Annotated in this window: 22 protein-coding genes; 18 read left to right on the forward strand and 4 right to left on the reverse strand. The window is 41.0% G+C overall.

The window, feature by feature from the left end; all coding sequences use genetic code 11:
- From C200_RS16170 to C200_RS11050, 3 genes are all read left to right on the forward strand, one after another.
- Nucleotides 1-194, forward strand: a 194-nt coding sequence (locus C200_RS16170; protein WP_211250930.1) for a hypothetical protein, incomplete at its 5' end; no start/stop codon positions are given.
- A gap of 70 nt (nucleotides 195-264) precedes the next feature.
- Nucleotides 265-882, forward strand: coding sequence for an MFS transporter (locus C200_RS11045; protein ID WP_016209567.1), 618 nt, complete (start codon nucleotides 265-267; stop codon nucleotides 880-882).
- A 149-nt stretch (nucleotides 883-1,031) separates the two neighbouring features.
- Nucleotides 1,032-1,973: a response regulator gene (locus C200_RS11050; protein ID WP_230384808.1), complete on the forward strand. Its 942-nt coding sequence runs from the start codon at nucleotides 1,032-1,034 to the stop codon at nucleotides 1,971-1,973.
- Between the two features lie 24 nt (nucleotides 1,974-1,997).
- On the opposite strand, the gene C200_RS11055 is transcribed toward C200_RS11050, so the two are convergent.
- Together C200_RS11055 and trmH are read right to left on the reverse strand one after the other, a co-directional pair.
- Nucleotides 1,998-2,402 carry a RidA family protein gene (locus C200_RS11055; RefSeq protein WP_017376619.1) on the reverse strand — a complete coding sequence of 135 codons (405 nt, stop codon included), beginning with the start codon at nucleotides 2,400-2,402 and terminating at the stop codon, nucleotides 1,998-2,000.
- Nucleotides 2,403-2,430: 28 nt separating this feature from the next.
- Nucleotides 2,431-3,105: a tRNA (guanosine(18)-2'-O)-methyltransferase TrmH gene (trmH, locus tag C200_RS11060; RefSeq protein WP_016209560.1), complete on the reverse strand. Its 675-nt coding sequence runs from the start codon at nucleotides 3,103-3,105 to the stop codon at nucleotides 2,431-2,433.
- Between the two features lie 99 nt (nucleotides 3,106-3,204).
- Between trmH and C200_RS11065 the strand changes: the two genes are divergently transcribed.
- The 6 genes from C200_RS11065 (at nucleotide 3,205) to C200_RS11090 (ending at nucleotide 9,780) form a co-directional block, all read left to right on the forward strand.
- Complete coding sequence (locus tag C200_RS11065; RefSeq protein ID WP_016209544.1) at nucleotides 3,205-4,920, forward strand: glycosyltransferase family 39 protein; 1,716 nt, start codon at nucleotides 3,205-3,207, stop codon at nucleotides 4,918-4,920.
- Nucleotides 4,917-5,279 (forward strand): EamA family transporter, encoded by a 363-nt coding sequence (locus tag C200_RS11070; protein ID WP_016209558.1) that lies wholly within the window; start codon nucleotides 4,917-4,919, stop codon nucleotides 5,277-5,279. The genes C200_RS11065 and C200_RS11070 overlap by 4 nt, the downstream gene beginning before the upstream one ends.
- Before the next feature lie 14 nt (nucleotides 5,280-5,293).
- Nucleotides 5,294-6,448: a DegT/DnrJ/EryC1/StrS family aminotransferase gene (locus C200_RS11075; protein WP_016209576.1), complete on the forward strand. Its 1,155-nt coding sequence runs from the start codon at nucleotides 5,294-5,296 to the stop codon at nucleotides 6,446-6,448.
- Nucleotides 6,449-6,451: 3 nt separating this feature from the next.
- Complete coding sequence (locus tag C200_RS11080; protein WP_016209573.1) at nucleotides 6,452-7,459, forward strand: glycosyltransferase; 1,008 nt, start codon at nucleotides 6,452-6,454, stop codon at nucleotides 7,457-7,459.
- A gap of 2 nt (nucleotides 7,460-7,461) precedes the next feature.
- Complete coding sequence (locus C200_RS11085) at nucleotides 7,462-8,478, forward strand: bifunctional UDP-4-keto-pentose/UDP-xylose synthase (RefSeq protein WP_016209549.1); 1,017 nt, start codon at nucleotides 7,462-7,464, stop codon at nucleotides 8,476-8,478.
- A 216-nt stretch (nucleotides 8,479-8,694) separates the two neighbouring features.
- Nucleotides 8,695-9,780, forward strand: a complete 1,086-nt coding sequence (locus C200_RS11090; protein WP_016209557.1) for a hypothetical protein — start codon at nucleotides 8,695-8,697, stop codon at nucleotides 9,778-9,780.
- A 106-nt stretch (nucleotides 9,781-9,886) separates the two neighbouring features.
- On the opposite strand, the gene C200_RS11095 is transcribed toward C200_RS11090, so the two are convergent.
- Nucleotides 9,887-10,279: a RidA family protein gene (locus tag C200_RS11095; RefSeq protein ID WP_016209541.1), complete on the reverse strand. Its 393-nt coding sequence runs from the start codon at nucleotides 10,277-10,279 to the stop codon at nucleotides 9,887-9,889.
- A gap of 132 nt (nucleotides 10,280-10,411) precedes the next feature.
- Here C200_RS11095 and lysA point away from each other — a divergent pair, with 132 nt between their 5' ends.
- The 9 genes from lysA to C200_RS11140 all read left to right on the forward strand — a co-directional run bounded on the left by lysA (nucleotide 10,412) and on the right by C200_RS11140 (nucleotide 21,141).
- Nucleotides 10,412-11,695 carry a diaminopimelate decarboxylase gene (gene lysA / locus C200_RS11100; protein ID WP_016209546.1) on the forward strand — a complete coding sequence of 428 codons (1,284 nt, stop codon included), beginning with the start codon at nucleotides 10,412-10,414 and terminating at the stop codon, nucleotides 11,693-11,695.
- 15 nt (nucleotides 11,696-11,710) lie between these two features.
- Nucleotides 11,711-13,012 (forward strand): aspartate kinase, encoded by a 1,302-nt coding sequence (locus C200_RS11105; RefSeq protein WP_016209575.1) that lies wholly within the window; start codon nucleotides 11,711-11,713, stop codon nucleotides 13,010-13,012.
- 23 nt (nucleotides 13,013-13,035) lie between these two features.
- The gene (locus tag C200_RS11110; RefSeq protein ID WP_230384598.1) at nucleotides 13,036-14,832 is read left to right on the forward strand and encodes an ABC transporter substrate-binding protein; all 1,797 of its coding nucleotides are present in this window, start codon (nucleotides 13,036-13,038) and stop codon (nucleotides 14,830-14,832) included.
- Nucleotides 14,833-14,842: 10 nt separating this feature from the next.
- Complete coding sequence (locus C200_RS11115; RefSeq protein WP_032126218.1) at nucleotides 14,843-15,829, forward strand: ABC transporter permease; 987 nt, start codon at nucleotides 14,843-14,845, stop codon at nucleotides 15,827-15,829.
- Between the two features lie 80 nt (nucleotides 15,830-15,909).
- Nucleotides 15,910-16,986 carry an ABC transporter permease gene (locus tag C200_RS11120; protein WP_016209550.1) on the forward strand — a complete coding sequence of 359 codons (1,077 nt, stop codon included), beginning with the start codon at nucleotides 15,910-15,912 and terminating at the stop codon, nucleotides 16,984-16,986.
- 99 nt (nucleotides 16,987-17,085) lie between these two features.
- Entirely contained in the window at nucleotides 17,086-18,060 is a 975-nt protein-coding gene (locus tag C200_RS11125) for an ABC transporter ATP-binding protein (RefSeq protein WP_016209555.1), read from the forward strand.
- Between the two features lie 26 nt (nucleotides 18,061-18,086).
- A complete protein-coding gene (locus C200_RS11130; protein WP_032126219.1) occupies nucleotides 18,087-19,064 on the forward strand; it encodes an oligopeptide/dipeptide ABC transporter ATP-binding protein in 978 nt (325 codons plus the stop codon).
- Nucleotides 19,065-19,266: 202 nt separating this feature from the next.
- The gene (locus tag C200_RS11135) at nucleotides 19,267-19,536 is read left to right on the forward strand and encodes an RNA recognition motif domain-containing protein (RefSeq protein WP_017376633.1); all 270 of its coding nucleotides are present in this window, start codon (nucleotides 19,267-19,269) and stop codon (nucleotides 19,534-19,536) included.
- 318 nt (nucleotides 19,537-19,854) lie between these two features.
- Complete coding sequence (locus tag C200_RS11140) at nucleotides 19,855-21,141, forward strand: NupC/NupG family nucleoside CNT transporter (RefSeq protein ID WP_016209548.1); 1,287 nt, start codon at nucleotides 19,855-19,857, stop codon at nucleotides 21,139-21,141.
- 64 nt (nucleotides 21,142-21,205) lie between these two features.
- Here the strand turns inward: C200_RS11140 and C200_RS11145 are convergent, their stop codons facing one another.
- Entirely contained in the window at nucleotides 21,206-21,886 is a 681-nt protein-coding gene (locus C200_RS11145) for a helix-turn-helix domain-containing protein (RefSeq protein WP_016209571.1), read from the reverse strand.
- Nucleotides 21,887-22,287: the final 401 nt, after the last annotated feature.

Genomic DNA, 22,287 nt, shown 5'->3' on the forward strand with positions numbered 1-22,287 from the left:
CGAGGGTTTATAGTCGTCGCGTTTTGCTCGGCGATTTTGCATCATTGGATGTGCAAAATACCTACCGAGGTAGCGACGCTTACGGATGTCTTTTAGTTATTTGGTTTTTAATCTTGGCTTTGGGGCTGGATTGTTGTTGGCGGGCTTTTTATTTACTCATTATACACATTGGTTATTTTGGCTCGATGCGTTAACAGCCTGTGTTAGCTTGCTGCTTATTATTTTTACTTAACTGAGGAACACACTGTTGAGGCAAACAGTCATTTGGAGCAGGCGGTTGCGGGCTCTGTTTGGCTGGTTTTAAAACAACGCCCTCAACTGGTTAGTTATACTTTGATATGTACAGTACTTTCTTTAACCATGGCTCAGCTGATTTTTGCATTTCCGTTGTATTTAGCTGCGTTATTTAATGCGCAAGGCGCTCAATATTATGGTCAAATCATGACGGCGAATGCGGTGATTGTTGTTATTTTTACCCCTATTTTAACGGTATTAACTCGTCGTTACAGTGCATTGATTGGAACGATGATTGCTGTGATTTTTCTTGGTTTATGCTATAGCACGTTGTTATTAAATCAGAGCTTAATCGTGATATTTCTGGCTGTTTTTTTTATGACGGTGGCTGAGGTGTTAATTGTTACAAAAAGCAGTGTATTTATTGCCAATCATTCACCGAGCAGCCACAGGGGAAGAATTACCGGTATTTTGCCTGCGGTGATTAGTTCAGTAAACTACTTCAGCCCAGTGATGATGGGAGGCTATATTGATCATTTTGGTTTTCATGCCTTATGGTATTTGATGATTATTCTTGCGGTGCTCGGTGTTTGTTCGCTTGGTTTGATGTCATTGTCAGAGTTAAAACACAGTCATTTATATAGATAATAGGCTTAAGGGGCGTATTTTAGCTAGTTGTATATATTAGATAGGTTTAAAAATATTACTTAAAAGGTGTTTAGTTGGGGAGAGTGATATTCCTCAAGCTATACTTATAGTTAACTTATATTCACTTTGGTATGTATTATAAATTGCGTATGAATATACTCATTGTTGATGATAGAAAAAATGTTTTGCATTCATTAAAAAGGTTAATCTTGCTCAAATTTCCAGAGTCAAAGCTGACGCTCGCCGAATCTGGAGAAGAAGCAATGAGTTTGATCAATGAGGGGCCTCCCTTTGGTCTGATCATGACAGATTATAAAATGGCGGGTATTAATGGTCTTGAGGTGTTGGCGCATGCTCATGGCATACACGCGGATACAGTGCGGGTACTGTTGACGGGTTACCCTAATGATGAAGGTATAATTGCTGCGATTGCTAATGATGATATTAATTATATTTTGGCTAAACCCTGGACTCAGGAGCAGATTGTAGAAATTTTGAATCAGTGCGCTAAAGATTACCAAGAAAGCGAACAGGCTATAGCTTCTGCTCGTGTAGATACAGATGACAATACGGCTTCTAGAGGGGAGAGTGCTAATGACTCAGATCCTTTAGCTAAGGCTAGTACTATCGTAAGTTTAATTAAAGAAGTGGCTTATCATTTAACGCAAAGTGAAATTTTCTTGATGAAAAAACATGCGGTACCTGCTTATAGTCCTAAGTTTTTAAGTCTGTTATGGCGTGCTGATGGCATAAGCACGAGCATGTTTACTAAAGCGCTCAAGGTGGATGATAAAACAGCGATGACAGCACTGATAAACTTACTTGCTGATGGCTTAGTGCATATAGAGTCGACTCAGCCCAGCGCTAGTACATCTGCCAGTGATAACGGGGAAGACATGTTCATTTATTTGACTGCAAAGGGGAAAAAAATAGAAGACAGTATCGATTTTATGTCTGAAATGATAAAAAAGCAGGTGGTTAATGAATTAATAGCTACAGAACAAGTTGAGTTAAGCCGTGTATTAGAAAAAATTGTTACTAACTTATCAATGATAAAAAACGCTACGCTTGCTGGAAAAAAGAGTGAATAATTATTTGTATTGATTCAGAGCGTGTTAAACACGCTCAGCGGATTCGTCAATGATTGCATCAGCTTCTATAGAAACTAAAAAGTCAGGGCCGGTCATGCGTGAGACTTCCAGCATGGATGTTGCTGGTTTGATATCTTGAAAGGCTTCACCATGGGCGCGACCAATCTCTTGCCAGAGGCGTAGGTCTTTAACATAAATACGCGTGCGCACAACATCGGCCATTTCAGCACCGGCATGTTCGAGGGTTGCTTGGAGGTTGGTTAGAATTTGTTTAGTTTGTTCATAGGCATCACGTATGCCGATGACTTTGCCTTCTGCGTCAACTGGGGTGAGCGCTGAGATTTGAATAAACGGGCCCACACAAACCGCTTGAGAGAAGCCAATTTGTTTTTCCCAGTCAGAACCTGAAGAGATATTACGTCGCTTCATCACTGCCTCCATTTTTAAGTGTTAGATTTTAAATTGATTGCGGCAGGATGTCCCCATCCTCATCAAGATCTGGATAGGCTTGATTACGAGCTTGATATAGTTTGGCAATTTTGGGGTGCATCCACTCAAATACTTTATTTTTGTCTATTGTATCTGGTTTTTCGATACTCTCATAACTCTTATACAGCCCTGCCAGTTGGCGTTGGCGCTGTGCTTCAAATAAAATAGTGGCTGCTGCGACAGAAACATTCAGCGATTGCACCATGCCGACCATAGGAATGATAATATGCTCATCCGCACCAGCGCAGGCTTCAGTACTGGCGCCGTCAAGCTCATTACCGAGCACTATCACGGTTGGCCGAGTATAATCTACCTCACGAAAATCTATGGCCTTATCAGATAAATGCGTGGCTAGAATCTGTACGTTGGGTGTTTTTGTACGCAAGTGTTGATAGGCCATATCAATGGATTCATGACGAATAATATGAACCCAGTCTTTGCTACCTGCGGCAGTATGATGATGAATGCCGATGTCTGTAAACTCTGAGTGAACAGCATGTAGGTTGGCAACGCCCACAGCATCACAGGTTCTGGCGATGGCAGATAAATTATGTGGCTTGTGGACATGGTCCATTAAGACCGCTAAATTATCTTGACGCGCGGCTAAGACGCGTTTGACTTTGTTTAATCGTGCAGAACTCATAGTTTTCAGGTAACCTGTGACACAAATGTCCATCATTCTAGCGATTTTGGTGGTTAAAAACTAGTCAATGGCCGGTAATCTTTGTCAAAGGGGATAGGCGTGAAGCAAGTAGTCTCACTGCATCATAGCGCTCGATCGTGGTGGATAGATAGTCTATGGATCATTGTTCTTGTTAGTTTTTTTTATTTTTCACTGCTTGGTTTGCGTGCATTTACGACGCCAGATGAAGGGCGTTATGCTGAGATTGCCCGTGAGATGGTTATTACTGGGCATTATTTAATTCCAACGCTGGACTTTGCCCATTATTTGCAAAAACCACCACTCTATTATTGGTTAGTCGCTGCTGCGTTTAAGTTGTTTGGTATCAGTGATACGGTGGCACGTATTCCTAATGCGTTATTCGGTGTATTGGGAGTATGGTTGAGCTATGGTTTTGCACGTTATTGTTATAACCGTCGTACGGGTTTGCTCACTGCTGGAATCGTGGCAACGGCCTTGCTTTATTTTATTATGGCTCAGTCGAATACGGTAGATATGCTGTTAACTGTGCTGCTTGCCGGATGTTTTTATAGTTTTTTGTGGGGGCTGAATCAGCAGGGTGGCTATCAACGTTTGTGCTTATGGTTGGCGTATGCTTTAGCAGGGCTTGCGGTATTAGATAAAGGTCTGGTTGGCATTGTCTTTCCAATGATGTTTATCGGTACTTGGATGATCTTGCGCTGGGACTGGGGCTTATTAAAGCGTATGCATATTCCCTCAGGGACGGTAGTTTTTTTATTAGTTGCCGCGCCGTGGCACTTATTGGTCGAGTTAAAAGCACCGGGCTTCTTGCATTATTACTTTATCGAGCAACAATATGAACGTTATCTGACCGATGTGACTCATCATGTGATGCCAACGTCAGAGTATTTAAGCATCGCTTATTTTAGTTTTTTCCCGTGGATGGTTACCTTATTATTTGCTGTATATGCGTTATTAAAACAGGGTAGACAGTTTATTTGCCAAGAGGCGACGGCATTGTTCTTATTGATTTGGCCGTTAGAGTTGGTGCTATTTTTTGCTTTTTCTTATTCTAAACTTATTCCTTATTTATTGCCGATCATTACACCACTGGCGATTATTACCGGGCGCTTTATTGATCAGACGTGGCTAAAGCCTCTGGGAGTTAAAGCCATGAGAATTAGCGCTGGCGTTATTGGTATTATTTTCTTAGTGCTTGCTATTATTGGCTTGAATGGCGAGCATGGTTTAGCCCATATTTTGGCCGATTTAGATGCGCCCAAGCAGGGTCTGATTGCTTTGCAGCGTTTAGCTTGGACCTGCATGTTGGCCGCTTTAGTGTGCTTTACTAGTATGTTTTTTAGCAATGTCAAGTTTCAATACAGTGCATTATGCTTAGCGAGTGTGCTGGTATTGATGAATGTAGCCTATGGCATTAATCCATTTAATACCCGAACGACGAAAGATATTGCCAAGGTAGCTAAGCCGTTATTGCAGCAACATCCGCAGGCAAAGGTCGCTACCTATAATATTTACCCACAAGATTGGCCATTTTATCTGGGGCGGCGTGTGTTGATTGTTAATTGGCGTAGTGATGAGTTTTTGTATGCACAAAAATATGATTTAGCTTCTTTAGCCTGGTTGATTAATAGTGAGGCGTTTTGGCGAAAATGGCATACGCAGCCATTGTATGTCTTGATGCTTCGTGATAACTTGCAAGGCTTTATAGATCAAGCAGGTAAGGTGAGGCCGATTGTGATAACGTCAACAAAGCGTTATGTCTTCGTGGCCAATCAAAAAATATTAGTAAAATGAACATCGTTATTATTTTATTGAGTGTGATGCTCAATGCTGCTGCACAAATTTTTTTAAAGCTGGGAATGGAGCGCATTGGCCGTATTTCTTTGGAGCATATTCCGCATGTGCTGCCATTGGCGTATAAAGCGGCGACCAATCCCTTTATTATTGCAGGGTTTGCCTGCTATGCGGTGAGTCTGGTGACTTGGATGGTGGTATTATCGCGCGTTGCAGTAAGTTATGCGTATCCGATGCTCAGTGTTGGCTATATTGTTACAGCAGTCGCTGGTTATTACTTATTTAGTGAGCCGCTTACGGTCACACGAGTTTTGGGCATTATCGTGATTATCCTGGGAGTGATTTTAATTAATCAATAAAGATTATGACAGAAATGACAGATGCTTTTTTACCCTTTGTTAAGCCGTTAATTAGTGAAGCGGCCATTGATGAAGTTGTCGATTCTATTCGTTCAGGTTGGCTGACAACGGGGCCAAAAGTTAAGCGCTTTGAAGAAATGCTGGCTGAGTATGTTCATGCACCACAGGCGTTGACCGTCTCTTCAGCGACAGCGGGTTTGCACTTGGTGCTAGCTGCCATAGCGCTTAAGCCTAATGATGAAGTGATTACGACACCGCTAACCTTTGTTGCGACAGCCAATAGCATCGTTGCGGCAGGGGCGAAGCCGCGCTTTGTCGATGTAGATCCGAAAACTTTTAATCTTGATGTCAATCAAGTTGAAGCGGCGATTAATGAAAATACACGGGTGATTATGCCGGTGCATTTTGCTGGCCTTAGCGTTGATTTAGACCCGATTTATCAATTGGCAAAACAATATAATTTACGCGTGATTGAAGATGGGGCACATGCCATCGGTGCAGGTTATAAACAGCAGAAAATTGGCAGTTTTGGTGATATTCAAGTGTTTAGCTTTCATCCGAATAAAAACATGACCACCGGTGAAGGTGGCGCGATTATTTGTCGTGATGAGGCGCTGGCGAAGAAAATTCAGGTTTTGCGCTTTCATGGCATCGATCGTGAGGCTTGGAATCGCTTTAGCAAAGAGGGCAGTCAAGATTATGAGGTAGTCGCACCTGGTTTTAAATATAACATGATGGATATCCAAGCAGCGCTAGGTTTGCATCAGTTGCCCGCACTTGATGGTTTTATCAATCAGCGTGGTCTGATTGCTGAGCGTTATTTAAGTGAACTGGCAAGTTGGCCGGAATGGCAACTGCCAGAAAATGCTCCATATGATAATCGACATGCTTGGCATATCTTTACGCCGCTATTGCAAGAATGTGCTGGCATGAGTCGAGATCAGTTTGTTGATTGCATGAAAGCGCATAATATCGGTGTCGGCGTACATTGGCCGCGGCCGGTGCATTTGTATGCGTATTATCGCGACTCTTTGGGTCATAAAGAAGGGGATTTTCCCCATGCTGAACAGATTATGTCGCGTATTGTCAGTTTGCCGATGTTTCCTGGCATGACGAGTGCTGAGCAAGATCGTGTGATTGCGGCGATGAAGACCATTTTTAAGAGGTAAAATATGGACAATAAGACTCCTTATATCAGCGTTGTGATTCCAGTTCATAACGAAGAAGATGTGCTGAATGATTTATATCAGCGCTTATTTCCGGTACTTGATCAAATGCATAAGCCATTTGAGGTGTTATTTACTAATGATGGTAGTCGTGATCGTTCCAGCGAAATTTTAACGGGCTTTTTTAATGAACGGCCAGAGCAGGTTCGTGTGATCGAGTTTAATCGTAACTATGGTCAGCATATGGCGATTATGGCTGGGTTTGAGCGTGTGCGTGGTGAAATTGTGATTACCATGGATGCAGACCTGCAAAACTTACCTGAAGATATTCCGAAATTAGTAGAGAAAGTTGAAGAAGGCCATGATGTGGTTGGTGGCTATCGTGTCGATCGCCAGGATCGATTATGGCGTAAATTTGTCTCGAAAGCGCATAATTTTTTACGCAAGCATATTACCAAAATCGATATGCAAGATGAAGGTTGCATGCTGCGGGCCTATCGTCGTGAAATTGTTGAACTGATGATCGCCAGTGGTGAAAGCTCGACGTTTATCCCAGCTTTGGCGGTGAGCTATGCGGCGAACCCGACGGATGTGCCGGTGCGTCATGCGGCGCGTGAAGCAGGCGAATCCAGTTATAATTTATATAAATTGATTAGATATAACTTTGATTTGTTTACTAATTTTTCTCTGGTACCGATTCAGATGTTTACCTTTATCGGTTTAGCGGTGGCGTTGGGTAGTTTAGTTCTATTTTTGTATCTAATGGTCCAACGTGTGTTACATGGTCCTGATGTCGATGGAATTTTTACGCTGTTTGCGATCGTCTTTTTCTTAATGGGCGTGATGCTGACGGGTATGGGGATTATGGGTGAGTATATTGGTCGCATTTTCCAAGAAGTACGGCGGCGCCCGCGCTTTGTGATTCGCCATATTCTCGAGCAACAAGAAACGACAGAGATTAAAGAGGTAAAAGCCTCGATTACCGAGTTTAATCCTAACCTTAAGGCAGAGTAATTATGAGCACAAAGGTATTAATTCTTGGTGCCAATGGCTTTATTGGTAGCAGTTTAAGTGAATATATTTTAGAACATACGGATTGGGACGTTTATGGTTTAGACTTAAGTCATCATAAATTAGATCAGTGTATTGGGCATCAGCGCTTTCACTTTACTGAAGGCGATATGCTGATTCATAAAGAGTGGGTGGAATACCATGTTAAAAAATGTGATGTAGTGTTACCACTTGTTGCCATTGCCACTCCTGCGACCTATGTCAAAGATCCCTTACGCATTTTTGAGCTAGATTTTGAGGCGAACTTAGAAGTCGTGCGTTGGTGCGCAAAATATAATAAACACGTGATATTCCCATCGACCTCTGAGGTGTATGGCATGTGTGAAGATGATGCTTTTGATGAAGAAAGCAGTAATTTTATCAACGGTCCGATTAATAAACCGCGTTGGATTTACTCAAATAGTAAGCAATTAATGGACCGGGTGATTCATGCGCTGGGAGAAAAAGACGGCTTAAACTATACGTTATTCCGTCCATTTAATTGGATCGGCGGCCGTCAAGATGAGGTCTTTAATATTAAAGAAGGTGGTGCACGCGTTTTAACTCAATTTATCAGTAATATTATTCATGGGCGTGATATTCAGCTTGTTGATGGTGGTGAACAGCGGCGCTGCTTTACGTATATTGATGATGGCATAGAAGCATTAGCACGGATTATTGAGTGTCGCGACAGCTCGGCTAATCGTCAAATTATTAATATCGGCAACCCAGAAAATAATCATTCGATTAAAGAACTGGCTGAAGTGCTACTTACTGAAATTAAAAAATATGACCAATACAAAGCACAGGCGGATAAAGTACGAGTGACTATTACCCAATCGGATCGCTATTATGGCGAAGGTTACCAGGATGTTAAAGCACGCATTCCAGCCATAGACAATGCGAAAAAATATTTAAATTGGCAGCCAAAAACGGATTTTGTCACTGCGATTCAAAAAACTCTGGCTTATCATCTTGCTTAATTAAATTTTTGGCTAGTGCAAAACAAGCGGTTTGTTGTATAGGATCGCTTGTTTTTTATGATTGCATATATACTGTATATTCTTAACTGTTAATTTATATAAAATAAAGTATTTTTTATAAAAATATGCTTGTTATTTTTCTTGTTTTTAAGCTATGGTTGAATTACGCCAATAGTTGACTACGCTATAATATTTCATGAAGTAGGTACTTGAAGTATGCCATATGAGTTAAAAATAAATCATGGTAACGATAATCAAGATTGTCTTATTATCGCTTTAGGGCGAGTGTTTGACCCTGTGCTTTCTGATGTTGAAGCGAAAGAGCGTGGTTGGGCAGAGATCGAGTCGGGCATTCTTGTAGAAAGGGACTTTAATAGGCTTCAAATTTTATATCTTAGTCTATATTTTACCTACAGCAATGACATTTTATTTAAAAATAATAAGCTTCCGGAGCAAGCGCCAGAGACGTTGGAAGAGCTTAAAAATAGTTTAATGCTCTTAGTTGAAGCAATAAAAACTTCATCAAATTTGACTAAAGGGCTTGAGCTTATAGATGCCTTGCCTGAGAACTTTCTTCAACAGCATCATGTTATTTTGGTCAATAAAGAGGCGCTAGAGCATCGTGGAGGGGTGGGGCACCTTTATTTACAGACGCATCACTGGGTAGCACAAGGGATTTCTCCACAGTTTTTTGTTCAGAATGGTGGTCACTTTAGTAGTGTTATGCCCTCGCTTATTCCTCAGGGTGGTTTTTCTGACTTAGAGCAAGGTCAATTTGAACATGAGTTCATTGGGCTAATGAACGGTCCTTTAGGTGAAGCGACGAGCTATCAGTTAGAGCTACAGCCTGAACTTGATGGCAGGGAAGAGCTTCCTGAAGTCTCTTATACCAAAGATCAGCTCGATCGAGATTTAGCAGAGTATATTGTACCTGATACTGCATCAAATTTTGGATGCTCTGATGTAGAGCAGGGTGATGAACTTGATGACTGTGAGTCATTTGTTAAAAGAACAAAGTCGAAATATGAAGCATTTGATACTCATCACGATAGGTATCATCAATTGCCAGAGCAGCACCAAGATAGTTTGGCTGAGAAATACCGAGCTGTCCGAGCAACTCAGGAGCAGCTAGATTTTGAAATGGCATTAAGGTTACAGCTTGAAGAAGTTGAAAGCTTTAAACAGAAAAAGCCAGAACGTAATATTCAAGTGAATGGCCGAGAGTCACTATTGTTTTTTCTTCAGCAATATGAAGACAATGATTATTGTGTGAAAGATTGCGGTGTTACACCCGGGATGTAGTAAAAATAAGTAAGTCTGAATTAAGACCTACCTTAATTTTCTCACCCTAAAGTTTTGCTTTAATATCTTTTAGGCTGAGTGTTTTGAACTAGTTAGCTTTTAAAGGCTAGAAGTCATTTTCTAAAATTAACACCGCATCAGCTTCAACTTGTACCCCTTTGGGTAAAGCGCTGACTTCAACTGCGGCACGGGCTGGAAATGGTGCTTTAAAGTGCTCCTGCATGACCAGATTCAGTTCGGCAAACTGGCCTAAATCGGTTAAATAAAGATTTAATTTAACGATGTTATCGAGGGAAGCGCCAGCGGCGGTGCAAATGGCGGCAAGGTTACGAAAGACCTGATGCGCTTGGCTGACAAAGTCATCACTGATAATTTCTGAAGTACTTGGATCCAGTGGAATTTGCCCTGAAATATAGACAGTATCTTTCACTTGAATGGCTTGTGAATAAGTACCGATTGCGGCAGGTGCATTATCAGTGTGGATAACATGGCGTTTCATGTGTTTTTCCTTTTTTATTCCTATAATTTTACTGTATTTATCGTATGATATTGCAAATCAGCCTCTACTTTGGCATGGTAAGCGAAGTAAGTCTAGTGATCTATCAACCCTTGAATACTACATGGTTGGCTAATGTCGAGTTTTTATTATCAGCATGATGAGCTGTATTGTGAAGGCCTTTCGTTGTTAGAGATAGCGAGTAAGGTTGCAACGCCGTGCTTTGTTTACTCAAAACATGATTTAGAAGAAAACTGTCGCGTGTTTAGGCAGGCTTTTGATCAGGTGGGTATAACAACTCACTTGCGTTATGCAGTGAAGGCAGCGAGTAATTTAGCGTTATTACAGATTATTTTTAAAGCAGGCTATGGCGCTGATGTGGTCTCACACGGTGAGATTATTCGGGCTTTAACCGCAGGGCTTCATGCAGAAAAGATTGTTTTTTCAGGAGTAGGTAAAACAGTCAGTGAGATTGAATATGCACTTAAGGTCGGTGTTGGTTTATTTAATGTTGAGTCATTACATGAGCTTGAGACTATTGCTAAGATTGCCGAAGCGTTGGATGTAATTGCGCCAGTGTGTTTACGTATTAATCCCAATATTGATGCTAATACGCATAAAAATATTACGACTGGTACTAACAGTAATAAGTTTGGCTTGGCTGACAGTGAATTTCATCAGGCGGTAAAACGACTTAAATCAAATAGAAATTTAAAGTATTGTGGCTTATCTTGTCATATTGGCAGTCAGATTATGCAACTCGCACCGATTACCGCGGCGGCAAAGCATATGGAAAAATGTTATCAACACCTGGCGAAACAGGGCTTAATTGGTTGTTTTATTGATATGGGCGGAGGGATTGGTGTGCCATATCAAGACAGTGATCAGCGTTGTTTTAGCTTAAAAGAATATGCCGATGAACTAGATCGTATTATTGGGCCACTGGGGGTTGATCTGATTGTTGAACCAGGGCGGGTTATTAGCGCATCGGTCGCTAATTTACTGACTCAGGTGATTTATTGTAAAGAAAGTAATGAGCGGCGTTTTGTGATTTGTGATGCTGGCATGACTGAACTTATACGCCCAGGACTATATGATGCCTATCATCGGATTCAGGTGGTGAAAAAAAAGACGTGTCAGGGTGGAGAAGATTATAATCGTGATGTGGCTAAAACAGTTGATATTGTTGGTCCAGTGTGCGAATCGACAGATTGGCTGGGCAAAGCGCGTAATTTAGGCCATGTCGGTGCTGGAGATTTATTAGTGATCGATGATAGTGGGGCTTATTGTGCATCGATGGCATCGAATTATAATACGCGTCCAGCCGTTGCAGAGGTGCTTGTGGATGGATCTTGCTATACTATAATTCGAAAGCCGCAAGCGCTAGAGTCATTGTGGCAAAATGAAAGAATGTTATAACAATAAAGGTCATTCATGTACCAGCAGCTGTCAAAACATAGTGTCATCGTTCAAAAGTATGGTGGCACCTCAGTCGAAAGTATTGAGAAAATCCACAAGATTGCCAAGCGCATTGCTGAGCAATATCAATCGGGGATGCGTCGATTAGTAGTTGTCGTTAGTGCAATGGGCAAGGAAACTAATCGATTGGTAAGCTTAACTGAGAGTTTAAATCAGCCGATTGACAGTGCTAGCTATGATCTGGTGGTCTCAGCTGGAGAGCAAGTGAGTGCGGGTTTAATGGCCGCGGCATTAAAGCAAGAGTGTATTCCTGCCCAGCCTTTTTTAGCGCACCAACTTGCTATTTGTACGGACCGGCTGCATGGTGCGGCGCAAATTAACAGCATTGATATTAATAAAATCCATGCGTGCTGGCAGCAGGGGAAAATTCCGGTGGTTGCTGGATTTCAGGGCGTGAATGATTTAGGTGAATTAACAACGCTGGGGCGCGGGGGGAGTGATACGACGGCAGCAACACTTGCAGCGTTTTTAAATGCCGATTTATGTGAAATTAATACTGATGTTGAAGGGGTTTACAGTGCAGACCCCAATCGTGTCAAAGGTGCACAGTTACTAAAAGTGTTAGATTATGAGGTCGCGCGCGAGATGGCCGTGCTTGGTAGTCGTGTGTTACATCCACGCTGTGTTGAGATTAGCGCGCAATATAATATTCCAATCGTTGTACGTGATACTTTTAGTAAAGATCACCGGGATTATACGCTTGTGCATTCTGGTGTTGAGTCGCGCTGTAAAAATAATGCGCAAGTGACGAGTTTATCCGTGGACAAAAAAGTGGCGCGTGTACTGTTAACTGCAATTACATCCAAACAGATGGCTGAGGTTTTTGATTGCCTTGCTCAAGCAGCAGTTAATGTTGATGTGATTGTGCATGAGCGCGTGGAAGAGGAAGACAAAGCTCAAGTCAGCTTTTCAGTCTCAACGGTTGACCAATTAAAAACATTGGCGATCTTAGAAAAAATAAAGTTATCAATAAATAGTGAGCAGCACGGTGAGAAATCATTTGACTTTACCATTGAGCATGAACTCGCAAAAGTTTCTGTGATTGGCTCAGGGTTGTTGGCACAATCACAGATTACTGCACAATTATTGCAAATACTTGAATATGCCAATATTGATGTTTATATGATGTCCTCTTCTGAGATTAAGATATCTTGTATGGTATTAAAAAAAGAAGCGACACTCGCGTGTCAGCTATTGCATGACCATCTAATCCAGCAGCCAGTAACGGAGCCGGTACTAGCGGCAACGGCATCATAATAATATAAAAAAGGGAGATGGCGATGAGGTTGTTATGGATGACGACCTTAATAAGATTCACACTCACCTCCATACTCATTATTGTTTACTTTATTTTGAGTGGTATTTTGGTTGTGAGTTGGGCAGCCCCTTTTCGCTTTGCAACGACCTGGAGTTCTTCTGAGCCCAAAGAAGCGCGTTATGGTGGGCAGCTTAAAGTTAAACAAAACGCCCAATTAATGGGGTTTAATCCATTTACAACCTCAACTGCAGGTGCATTACCACAACGTTTATCGAATGGCGTTGCCGCCGTTATTCGGGATCCCGCAAGTGATGGATATCTGCCTTACATGGCAGAGCATTATTACTTCAGTCAAGAGGGTAAAGTTTTAACGATAGAGTTGCGTGATAACTTATATTTTAGTGATGGCTCGCCGATTAGTGCTGAAGATTTTGTGACGACGGCGTGGATTCATCAAGATGCAAAGCTTGGTTCAAATTTATATGCCTCTCTTTATATTAATAAAGAAAAAATTAAATTTAAAAAGATTAATGATAGAAAATTTATTATTATTTTTCCTAAGCCGTATGCATTGGCCTTGCCGATGCTAAGTTCATTGACGCCATGGCCGGCGACTATCTTTTGGCAGGCCTACCAACAAGGCGGTGCCTCAGCGGTGCGTAAGTTGTGGACCTTGAGCACCCCGGTAGAGCATATTATCTCTCCGGGGCCTTTTATTGTGAAAGAGCTGAAGGAAGGCCGGGCTATTTTAAAGAAAAACCGTTATTTTTCCAAATGGAATCAAGATGCCTGGGGGCAACCCTTGCCTTATCTTGATGGGGTGACGATTTATGCGGGCCTAGAGTCTAATCCGTTGAATTTATTTTTGGTGGGTCTGATTGATGATATTGATTTAGCAAAGGCCAGTGCATTAAGGCAAGTTAAAGCAGCGATTTTAAGCGGGGAGCCGTTAGAGTTATTATTTAATGTTGGACCGTCATTATTGAGTATGTCGTTAAGCTTTAATTGGAACTTAAAAAGCAAGCCACGGTTAGAGGCATTATTTCGTAATAAAAAATTTCGCCAAGCGATGAGTATGTTGATGGATCGGCAAAAAATGATCGAGATTTTACGGGGGGGTATCGGCTATCCGGCTTATGGCCCCGTGCCTTTAGCACAGGTAAATTGGCAATCTTCGACATTAAATAAATACCCTTATAACCCGGCTAAAGCACAGCGGTTATTGGCTGAATTAGGCTATCAGCAAAAAAATAGTCGTGGTTTTTTAGTCAATAGCACAGGGGAAGAAATACGTTTTAGCATTATGGTGCCAGAATCAGCGCAGTCACTTTATTATAATATTGGGGTGATTTTCTCGCGTGATGCCCGTGCTGCAGGTATAAATTCGACTGTTTTGCCAATTAACTGGACATTATTGACCGGATATACCTCACAAGTGGCTGATGATCGTGGTTTTGAGGCGGTGATTATTGGTTTAACGGGCTATCAGCCCGGTTGGCCTTATTTTTCCAATGAGATTCCCTGTGGTGGCAATTTAACGATTTATAATATTAATCAATATAAATCCTGCTTATCTGTCGATGAGCAAAAAATTAATGACTTATATTACCAAGGAGTGTATGAAGTTGATATTCATCAACGTCGGTTATTAAATCAGCAGATTCAGGCTATTTATAGCGAGTTGCAGCCAAAAATCTATGTGTTTTCAGATGCCGTTAGTTATGCATGGAATAAACGCTTGGGAGGAATTTATCCACGGGGGTTAATTAATTCGATTAATGGCTTATATCATGTGCCGTTAGTCTATATTCGGCGCTAGGAGTGTGTCTATGGTCTATGTGTTAAGACGTATTTTCTATATGATTCCAACGCTATTGCTCGGGACCTTATTGGTATTTGTAATTTTATATCTAGCGCCTGGAAATTATGTGACCTTTTTGCAAGCAACTAATCCGCATTTTACCGCAAGCCAACTGCATGAGATGACAATTGAGTTAGGCTTAAATTTGTCATGGTGGCAGCAATACTTAGACTGGCTCTGGCATGTGTTGCATGGCGATTTAGGCCGTTCTTATTTATATAACGAGACAGTGATAACATTGGTGTGGCCGCGGATGCTAAATTCATTTGTGATTATTGCGTTGAGTACTTTTTTTATTTATCTGTTCGGTTTTTTAATAGGAATTTATTCAGCTACGCACCGGGGACAGTTTGCAGAGCGTTGTATCAATGCAACCAGCTATATTTTTGTCGGTATTCCCTCTTTTTTTCTGGCGTTATTATTTATTTATTTAATTGTTGTGCTCAAGCAAAAATATGATCTGGCGATCCCATTGCATGGCATGACTTCAGACAACTATCAGCAACTGTCTCTGTTTGGAAAAGTGATTGATATTTTAAAGCATGTCATGTTTCCAGCACTGGTGGCCGCATTGGTGTCAATCGCGTTTATTAGCCGTTTAGTGCGGACACAGATGCTTGAGTTTTTACATCATGACTTTGTCCGTACGGCACGAGCTAAAGGTGTATCAGAAACTGCAATTGTTTATAGGCATACCTTAAAAAATGCCATTTTGCCCTTTATTTCAGATATTGGTGGTTTTTTATCGGCCTTGATCAGTGGCGCGGGGCTGATTGAAGTGGTGTTTAATTACCCTGGCTTAACACCACTATTTTTACAGGCGATTTATGCCAAAGATACTCCGGTGATTGCAGGGATTACTTTGCTATCCATGTTGGTGCTGGTTATGGGTAATATTTTGGGTGATTTACTGCTGAGTTGGGCGGATCCGCGGGTCCGTTATCATATGGGTTAGTGGTAATTCAGCTGATAATTATTATTAATTATAAATGATTATAAATATTAAGAGATAGGGTAAATAATAGGGTTGGCATAGTGACAAGAATAAGTTTTTGGTGGCGCTTTAGCAAAAATCCGTTGGCCGTTTGTGGCGGTGCTTTAGTATTATGCGTTGGTTTGTTGGCTTTATTTGCTGGATTTATTGCTCCTTATGGGGCAGATGATTATGGTAAACCGTATACTAATCAAATGCCGCCAACAGTTATACATGTTGTCCATCCGGAAACTGGCAAACTTTCTTGGCCGTTTATCTATGGTTATCAACGTAGTTTTGATAAAAATACGTTTACTATTGAATATCATGAAAATAAAAATGAAATATACCCTCTGCAGTTTTTTGTCCCGGGGAGTGAATATCGCTTATTTGGTGTTATACCGATGAATATTCATTTATTTGGTGTAAGAGCTCCGGGAAAATTATTTATTTTTGGCTGTGATCGCTATGGTCGTGATATTTTCAGTCGGATTGTTTGGGGAGCGCAGATTTCATTGCTATTAGCACTCATGGCAACATGCGTATCTTTAATTCTTGGTTGTATTATTGGTGGAGTTGCCGGTTATTTTGGCGGCTGGCTGGATAATTTGATCATGCGTTTTATCGAAGTGATTTATGCGATTCCAACCTTATTTTTATTATTGGCGTTAAGGGCATTATTGCCGATGGACTTGGATCCTCTGTATGTGATGTATGCGATGGTGTTGATTTTAGGGTTGCTTGGTTGGGGAGGTTTAGCGCGGGTGGTGCGAGGAAGTGTATTATCACTAAAAACAAAGGACCATGTACTGGCTGCAAAAGTCCTTGGTTTTTCGCGGCGGCGAATTTTATTTTTACATATTTTACCTGAACTTTATGGCTTTATTTTAGTGACCGTCACATTAGCGATTCCGGCCAACTTATTGATCACTTCTTTTTTAAGCTTTTTGGGTCTAGGAGTCAATGACCCTTATGTTGACTGGGGTTTATTGCTAAATAATGCACAAACGGCAGGAGCAATAGGTATTATGCAAATGCCATGGATTTTAATTCCTGGCCTTTTTTTAATTATTACCGTTGTGGCCTTTAATTTATTAGGAGATGGTATCCGTGATCTGCTGGACCCAAGACAGGAGTAGTAAATTAAAGATAATAAATTAAATTAAAAAAAGAGCAGGCTATTTTATTATTTGCTCTAGCTAAGGGGATTATAATAGATCTGGAATAAGGAGATAAAAATGGCGAAGATGGTACTTCAGATTGACCAGTTAGCGATTCATCTATCTCGCTATGGTCAGGTTTTTACTCCAGTACGTGAGGTTTCGTTATCTTTAAAAGCAGGTACGGTAACAGCGCTCGTTGGTGAGTCGGGTTCTGGTAAGTCGCTTACGGCCTTATCTTTATTAGGGTTATTACCTGTGGTTCATAAAATAAGTGGCTGTGTTTGGTTTTTTGATGAGAGTAAAAAGAAAGCGGTAGATCTATTAACCCTGAGTGTAAAAGAGATGCGAAAGTTGCGTGGCCGTCAGTTGTCGATGATCTTTCAAGACCCTTTTACGGCGTTAAATCCAGTATTTACTGTGGGGCAGCAGGTGGCTGAGGTGACCAGGCTACATGATAAAATATCGATGCAAGCGGCAAAACGACAGGTGATTAAGTTATTTGATCAAGTGGGCTTGCCAGATCCTGAATTTTGTTTTCAACGTTATCCACATGAACTTTCTGGCGGGATGCGTCAGCGCGTGATGATTGCGATGGCGATGATTTGTCGCCCGCGGATTTTAATTGCCGATGAGTCAACTACTGCCTTGGATGTGACAGTGCAAGCCCAGATTATTGCATTGCTGCACCATTTAAAACAGGAATTTAATCTTAGTATTTTACTGATTACCCATGATATGGGGGTGGTTGCAGAGCTTGCCGATGAAGTTGCAGTGATGTATGCGGGTGAAATTGTTGAATATGCAGGCGTATACCAACTATTTGATTCACCCAGCCATCCATATACAAAAGCATTATTGGCGAGTGTGCCGAGGTTAAATAGTAAAAAAACAGTGCAGCCTATACCGGGAGGATTACCTGAGCTCACTGCAAAGATAACAGGTTGCGCTTTTTATCCGCGGTGTAAGATTGCTCAAGAGCGTTGCTTAAATAGGCCAACATTAGAAGCAATTGCAGCTAGTCATTTATCACGTTGTTTTTATGCAAAATAGCAATATTTAGAAAGCAAGGAGGCAGTATGAATGTGTTATTAGAAGTAGATAATGTAAGCTTTAGTTATCGTCACCAGCATAAAATTTTTTTTAAAAAAATAAAGCCTGCCAGTCAATTGGCAGTTGCTAATGTCACATTTAAGCTTAACCAAGGCGAATCTTTGGGTGTTGTGGGTGAGTCAGGTTCTGGTAAAAGTACCCTCGCACGGTTATTAGTAAAATTAATGCAGCCAGATCAAGGTCAGATACTCTATCGAGAGAAAAATATTTTTTCTAAGGCGTATCGCCGGCAAGAGTATGCTAAATGTGTGCAATTGATTTTTCAGGACCCCTTATCGAGTTTAAACCCACGTCGCACTGTATTACAGACGATCACTGAAGTTCTTGCCTACTATTATCGCCCTGAGGGAATGTTAAATAATAAACAGAGTATTCAAGTAAAAGCATCTGAACTAATAGCAGAGGTGGGCTTAACTCCAGAGGCTTTTAGCTATTATCCACATGAATTATCAGGGGGGCAACGTCAACGACTTGCGTTGGCGCGTGCACTTGCGGTCAGTCCTGAATTATTAGTTGCTGATGAGGTTGTCTCTGCGCTGGATGTGTCTGTACAAGCTCAGATTATTCAGTTGATGCAGCTGCTGCTAAAAGAACGTGGACTGAGTTTGATTTTTATTAGCCATGACCTTGCTGTGATTCAGCAATTGACCACACACGTTTTAGTGATGTTTCAAGGGCAGATTGTTGAGAGTTTGCCTGCACAGGCGTTGGATCAAGCAAAGCATCCGTATACGCAGTCATTAATCAAGGCCATTCCAGTACTTGATCCGATCAAGCGGCATCAGTATGCAATGGACTTAGAGGTTGTTTCTGCCGTGTCACAACAAGGGTGTGCCTATTTAGCACGTTGTCAGCAAGCGCAGCTAAAGTGTCAACGTGAGCCTCCTGTGTTAACGCATACAGGAGGAAAAAAACAGCAAATTGCCTGTTGGTATGCTGACTAATATATTAAAAAATAACGGCTTTAATGGGGTGCTTTACATAAATGGGGTGCTTTACATAGCAGTTTGTTCGATGAGAAAATAATTGGATCGGAAGTATACGTTTTTTAGGATATAGTGTATACTCTACCCAGCGTGCTTTCTTAGCCTAAAAGGTTAAGTAAATACGCGACTTAAGTTAAACTGTTATTTAATGAGAATTTACATGAAAAAACTGTACGTAGGAAACCTGCCATATAGCGCAGATGATGCATCACTTGAAGAACTTTTCTCTCAATTCGGTGCTATTACCAGCGTTAAAGTGATCCAAGATCGTGAAACTGGCCGTTCTAAAGGATTTGCATTCGTTGAGTTTGATGAGAAGGATGCTGCTGAAGCTGCATTGAAATTGGATGGTCAGGATAATGGTGGTCGTCCTATGAAAGTTAGCATGGCTAAGCCGCAAGAAAAACGTCAGCCACGTAATCATTACTAATTACTAAGTATTGATTCTAAAGCTAGGCACTGCAATTGGTGCTTGGCTTCTCTCTATTATTATTTGATTGTCCTGTTTGCCTTTATTTTCACCGTCAGTTTTAGCTTTGTCTTTAAATCTTCGTCTTAAATCTATAAAGCTTTATAATAGTATTTTTTTACTTTTATGGCGGCCCTAGTTGATGTTGTTATGGTAAATTATAGATCTGATAGTCAGGGATATGTTTAGAATATATTGCTGATTTTCCTTACTTTCTGCTTATTTATCGGTATAATCGCATTTTTTAGTATTATTATTTGATATTTTTAGAGTGTAGTGATGCAGCTTGGTCATTATTTATTTCCCGTTGTGCACGGCATTGTTGGTCTCGCGGGTTTTTGTTTTATTGCGTTTTTAATTAGTGAAAATCGTCGAGCGATTCGTTGGCGTCAAGTATTTGCCGGCCTAATTGCACAAATTGTCATTTTATTAATGTTATTTTTGATTCCCTGGTTTGCTGATGTTTTTATGGCAATTAATGCTGTAGTTCAAACACTTATGAGGGCAACGCTGGATGCAACAGGCGTTGTATTTGGTTATATTGGTGGTGGTAGTTTACCCTTTGCGGTTACACCGACAGGACAGTCGAGTTTAATGATTTTAGCATTGCAGGCCCTGCCGTTGGTAATTACGATCGCAGCATTGGCGTCATTGTTAACATATTGGGGTGTGCTCAATAAAGTTGTTCAAGGAATGGGTTGGTTATTAAAGCGTATTTTTGATGTTGGGGGCGCTTTAGGTGTTGGTGTTTCTTCTAATATTTTTTTGGGTGTATCAGAAGCGCCGCTGATGATTCGGCCTTATTTAAAACAGTTAACACGCAGTGAATTATTTACGTTAATGACTGTGGGGTTAGCTGGAACGGCTGGGACCGTGATGGGGTTGTATGTTGCCATTTTATCGGGTGTTTTGGGTAAAATGGGCATGATGCATGTGATTTCTGCAGTATTGGTGACGATTCCTGCTGTTATTACGATTGCGCGAATTATTGTTCCAGAAGTGGATGAGATGACAGAGGGACGGTTGGCCCATCAGCATGAGGCGAGTAATAGTGTGGAAGCATTAACCTTGGGGGCTTTTGAAGGAGGCAAAATTCTACTCGGTATTATTGTAATGATGATTGGTGTGGTCGCATTGGTTAAATTTATAGATAAAGGATTAGCGTTAGTTCATTTCGGTGACTTGCATCTGAGTATGACGGGAATCATGACATGGGTGATGGAGCCTCTGGTGTGGTTGATGGGAGTGCCAGGAAATCAAATGCATATCGCGGCGAATCTGATGGCATCAAAGGTGGTGATTAATGAGTTGGTTGCTTTTGAAAAGTTAGGTGTTGTGCGCCATAGTTTAGATCCAAGAACAGAGTTGATATTGGTTTATGCGATGTGTGGTTTTTCCAATTTCTCAAGTATTGGCATTTTAATTGGGACGTATAATGCATTGATCCCAGGGCGTCGTGCTGAATATGTGAAGTTATCGTTTAAAGCATTAATTGCTGCGGTATTGTGTACGTCTATGTCTGGGACAGTGTTGGGAATGTTTTATGGTGTATTGCCATCGATGTGAATAATATTGAGCTGAAACGGTTTATTTTTCAGCTCAAATTTGCTTTATATTTTATTATTTTAAATTAGAAGTTTATTTTTGATTGCACAAGTGGGGCGATAATCTTATCATTTTTTTGTAATTGTAAGTAAGACCCGAGCTCTGAGTGGGCTGACTTTAAATATTGATAAGGTTTATCGATGATGAGTTGCTTAAAGACATAGCTGTTATGGCGATGTAGATAAACTAAGACGTAGCTGCGATCATTGATGGTTTGCTCTGGGTCGAAAATTAATACGCTTTCTTTTGGAAAGAAAGGTGTCATTGAATCGTCAGGCATTCGTGTTGCAAAGCTGCTGGAGCTAAACTCGCTGTTGATTTTAATTTGCTCTTTTTCTTTTGTTTCTTTTTCAGAGTTGTCAGAAATAAGAGTAGTATTGGTATTGTCAGTGTTTAAGTGGCAGTTTAGTTCCTTCCAATGAATGATGGGAACATTTAGCCATTTCGTTGCGACTTTTTGAAAGTTACGTAGTTCGTCTTCACCGATCATTTGGCTGACGGTGATAGAAAAAAAGTCACAAACTGGTTTTAATGAAGAGATCGTTGGGTTGCATGTTTTGTCATTAGACATGCGGTTAATGGTGCCGACGGCAATACCTGTGCTTTTTGCAAGTTGTGCTGTAGTCACGCCGTGCTCTCGCATTAGACGGTTTAAGCGTTCAGCAAGTGTATGGGTATTGCTTTGGGTAAATTCTAGTTTAGTCATGCTCCTGATTATACTCCCTCTTTATGAAGCTACTTGATTTGTTACGATTCTATAAAAAGCTATAGAAATATGCGTTGTAGCGTTGTATATCGTAAAACGATCATTAAATGCTTTAATGCTTTGTTGCCTAGCATAGCGAATTATAATTATGCTAACAATAAATAAATCAAAAACATATCTTGATTGCGTTGTTTGCGTTTTTCTGCTTAAGAGCAGGTTTTGTGGTTTTACTTTAATTGAAGCGTGAACGCATTGAATTAATTAGGTGATCAGCTAGGAGATCTCCTATATTAAATTTTTATTTGATAAGTGCTTGACCTGAAGGGGAAAGGCTGTATAATCGGATCCTGTTGTCGCCAAAGCACGGCGATAAGTTTGACAGGCCTCAGGCCAACAGTTCT

The organism is Piscirickettsia salmonis LF-89 = ATCC VR-1361 (genome assembly GCF_000297215.2).
Classification (GTDB): Bacteria; Pseudomonadota; Gammaproteobacteria; order Piscirickettsiales; family Piscirickettsiaceae; genus Piscirickettsia; species Piscirickettsia salmonis.

Coding starts and splice junctions, on each gene's coding strand:
- C200_RS11140 (WP_016209548.1), top strand. CDS start 19,855: ATGCAGCTTGGTCATTATTTATTTCCCGTTGTGCACGGCATTGTTGGT.
- lysA (WP_016209546.1), top strand. CDS start 10,412: ATGTCGAGTTTTTATTATCAGCATGATGAGCTGTATTGTGAAGGCCTT.
- C200_RS11105 (WP_016209575.1), top strand. CDS start 11,711: ATGTACCAGCAGCTGTCAAAACATAGTGTCATCGTTCAAAAGTATGGT.
- C200_RS11125 (WP_016209555.1), top strand. CDS start 17,086: ATGGCGAAGATGGTACTTCAGATTGACCAGTTAGCGATTCATCTATCT.
- C200_RS11075 (WP_016209576.1), top strand. CDS start 5,294: ATGACAGATGCTTTTTTACCCTTTGTTAAGCCGTTAATTAGTGAAGCG.
- trmH (WP_016209560.1), bottom strand. CDS start 3,105: ATGAGTTCTGCACGATTAAACAAAGTCAAACGCGTCTTAGCCGCGCGT.
- C200_RS11145 (WP_016209571.1), bottom strand. CDS start 21,886: ATGACTAAACTAGAATTTACCCAAAGCAATACCCATACACTTGCTGAA.
- C200_RS11115 (WP_032126218.1), top strand. CDS start 14,843: ATGGTCTATGTGTTAAGACGTATTTTCTATATGATTCCAACGCTATTG.
- C200_RS11095 (WP_016209541.1), bottom strand. CDS start 10,279: ATGAAACGCCATGTTATCCACACTGATAATGCACCTGCCGCAATCGGT.
- C200_RS11110 (WP_230384598.1), top strand. CDS start 13,036: ATGAGGTTGTTATGGATGACGACCTTAATAAGATTCACACTCACCTCC.
- C200_RS11085 (WP_016209549.1), top strand. CDS start 7,462: ATGAGCACAAAGGTATTAATTCTTGGTGCCAATGGCTTTATTGGTAGC.
- C200_RS11090 (WP_016209557.1), top strand. CDS start 8,695: ATGCCATATGAGTTAAAAATAAATCATGGTAACGATAATCAAGATTGT.
- C200_RS11050 (WP_230384808.1), top strand. CDS start 1,032: ATGAATATACTCATTGTTGATGATAGAAAAAATGTTTTGCATTCATTA.
- C200_RS11130 (WP_032126219.1), top strand. CDS start 18,087: ATGAATGTGTTATTAGAAGTAGATAATGTAAGCTTTAGTTATCGTCAC.
- C200_RS11055 (WP_017376619.1), bottom strand. CDS start 2,402: ATGAAGCGACGTAATATCTCTTCAGGTTCTGACTGGGAAAAACAAATT.
- C200_RS11135 (WP_017376633.1), top strand. CDS start 19,267: ATGAAAAAACTGTACGTAGGAAACCTGCCATATAGCGCAGATGATGCA.
- C200_RS11080 (WP_016209573.1), top strand. CDS start 6,452: ATGGACAATAAGACTCCTTATATCAGCGTTGTGATTCCAGTTCATAAC.
- C200_RS11070 (WP_016209558.1), top strand. CDS start 4,917: ATGAACATCGTTATTATTTTATTGAGTGTGATGCTCAATGCTGCTGCA.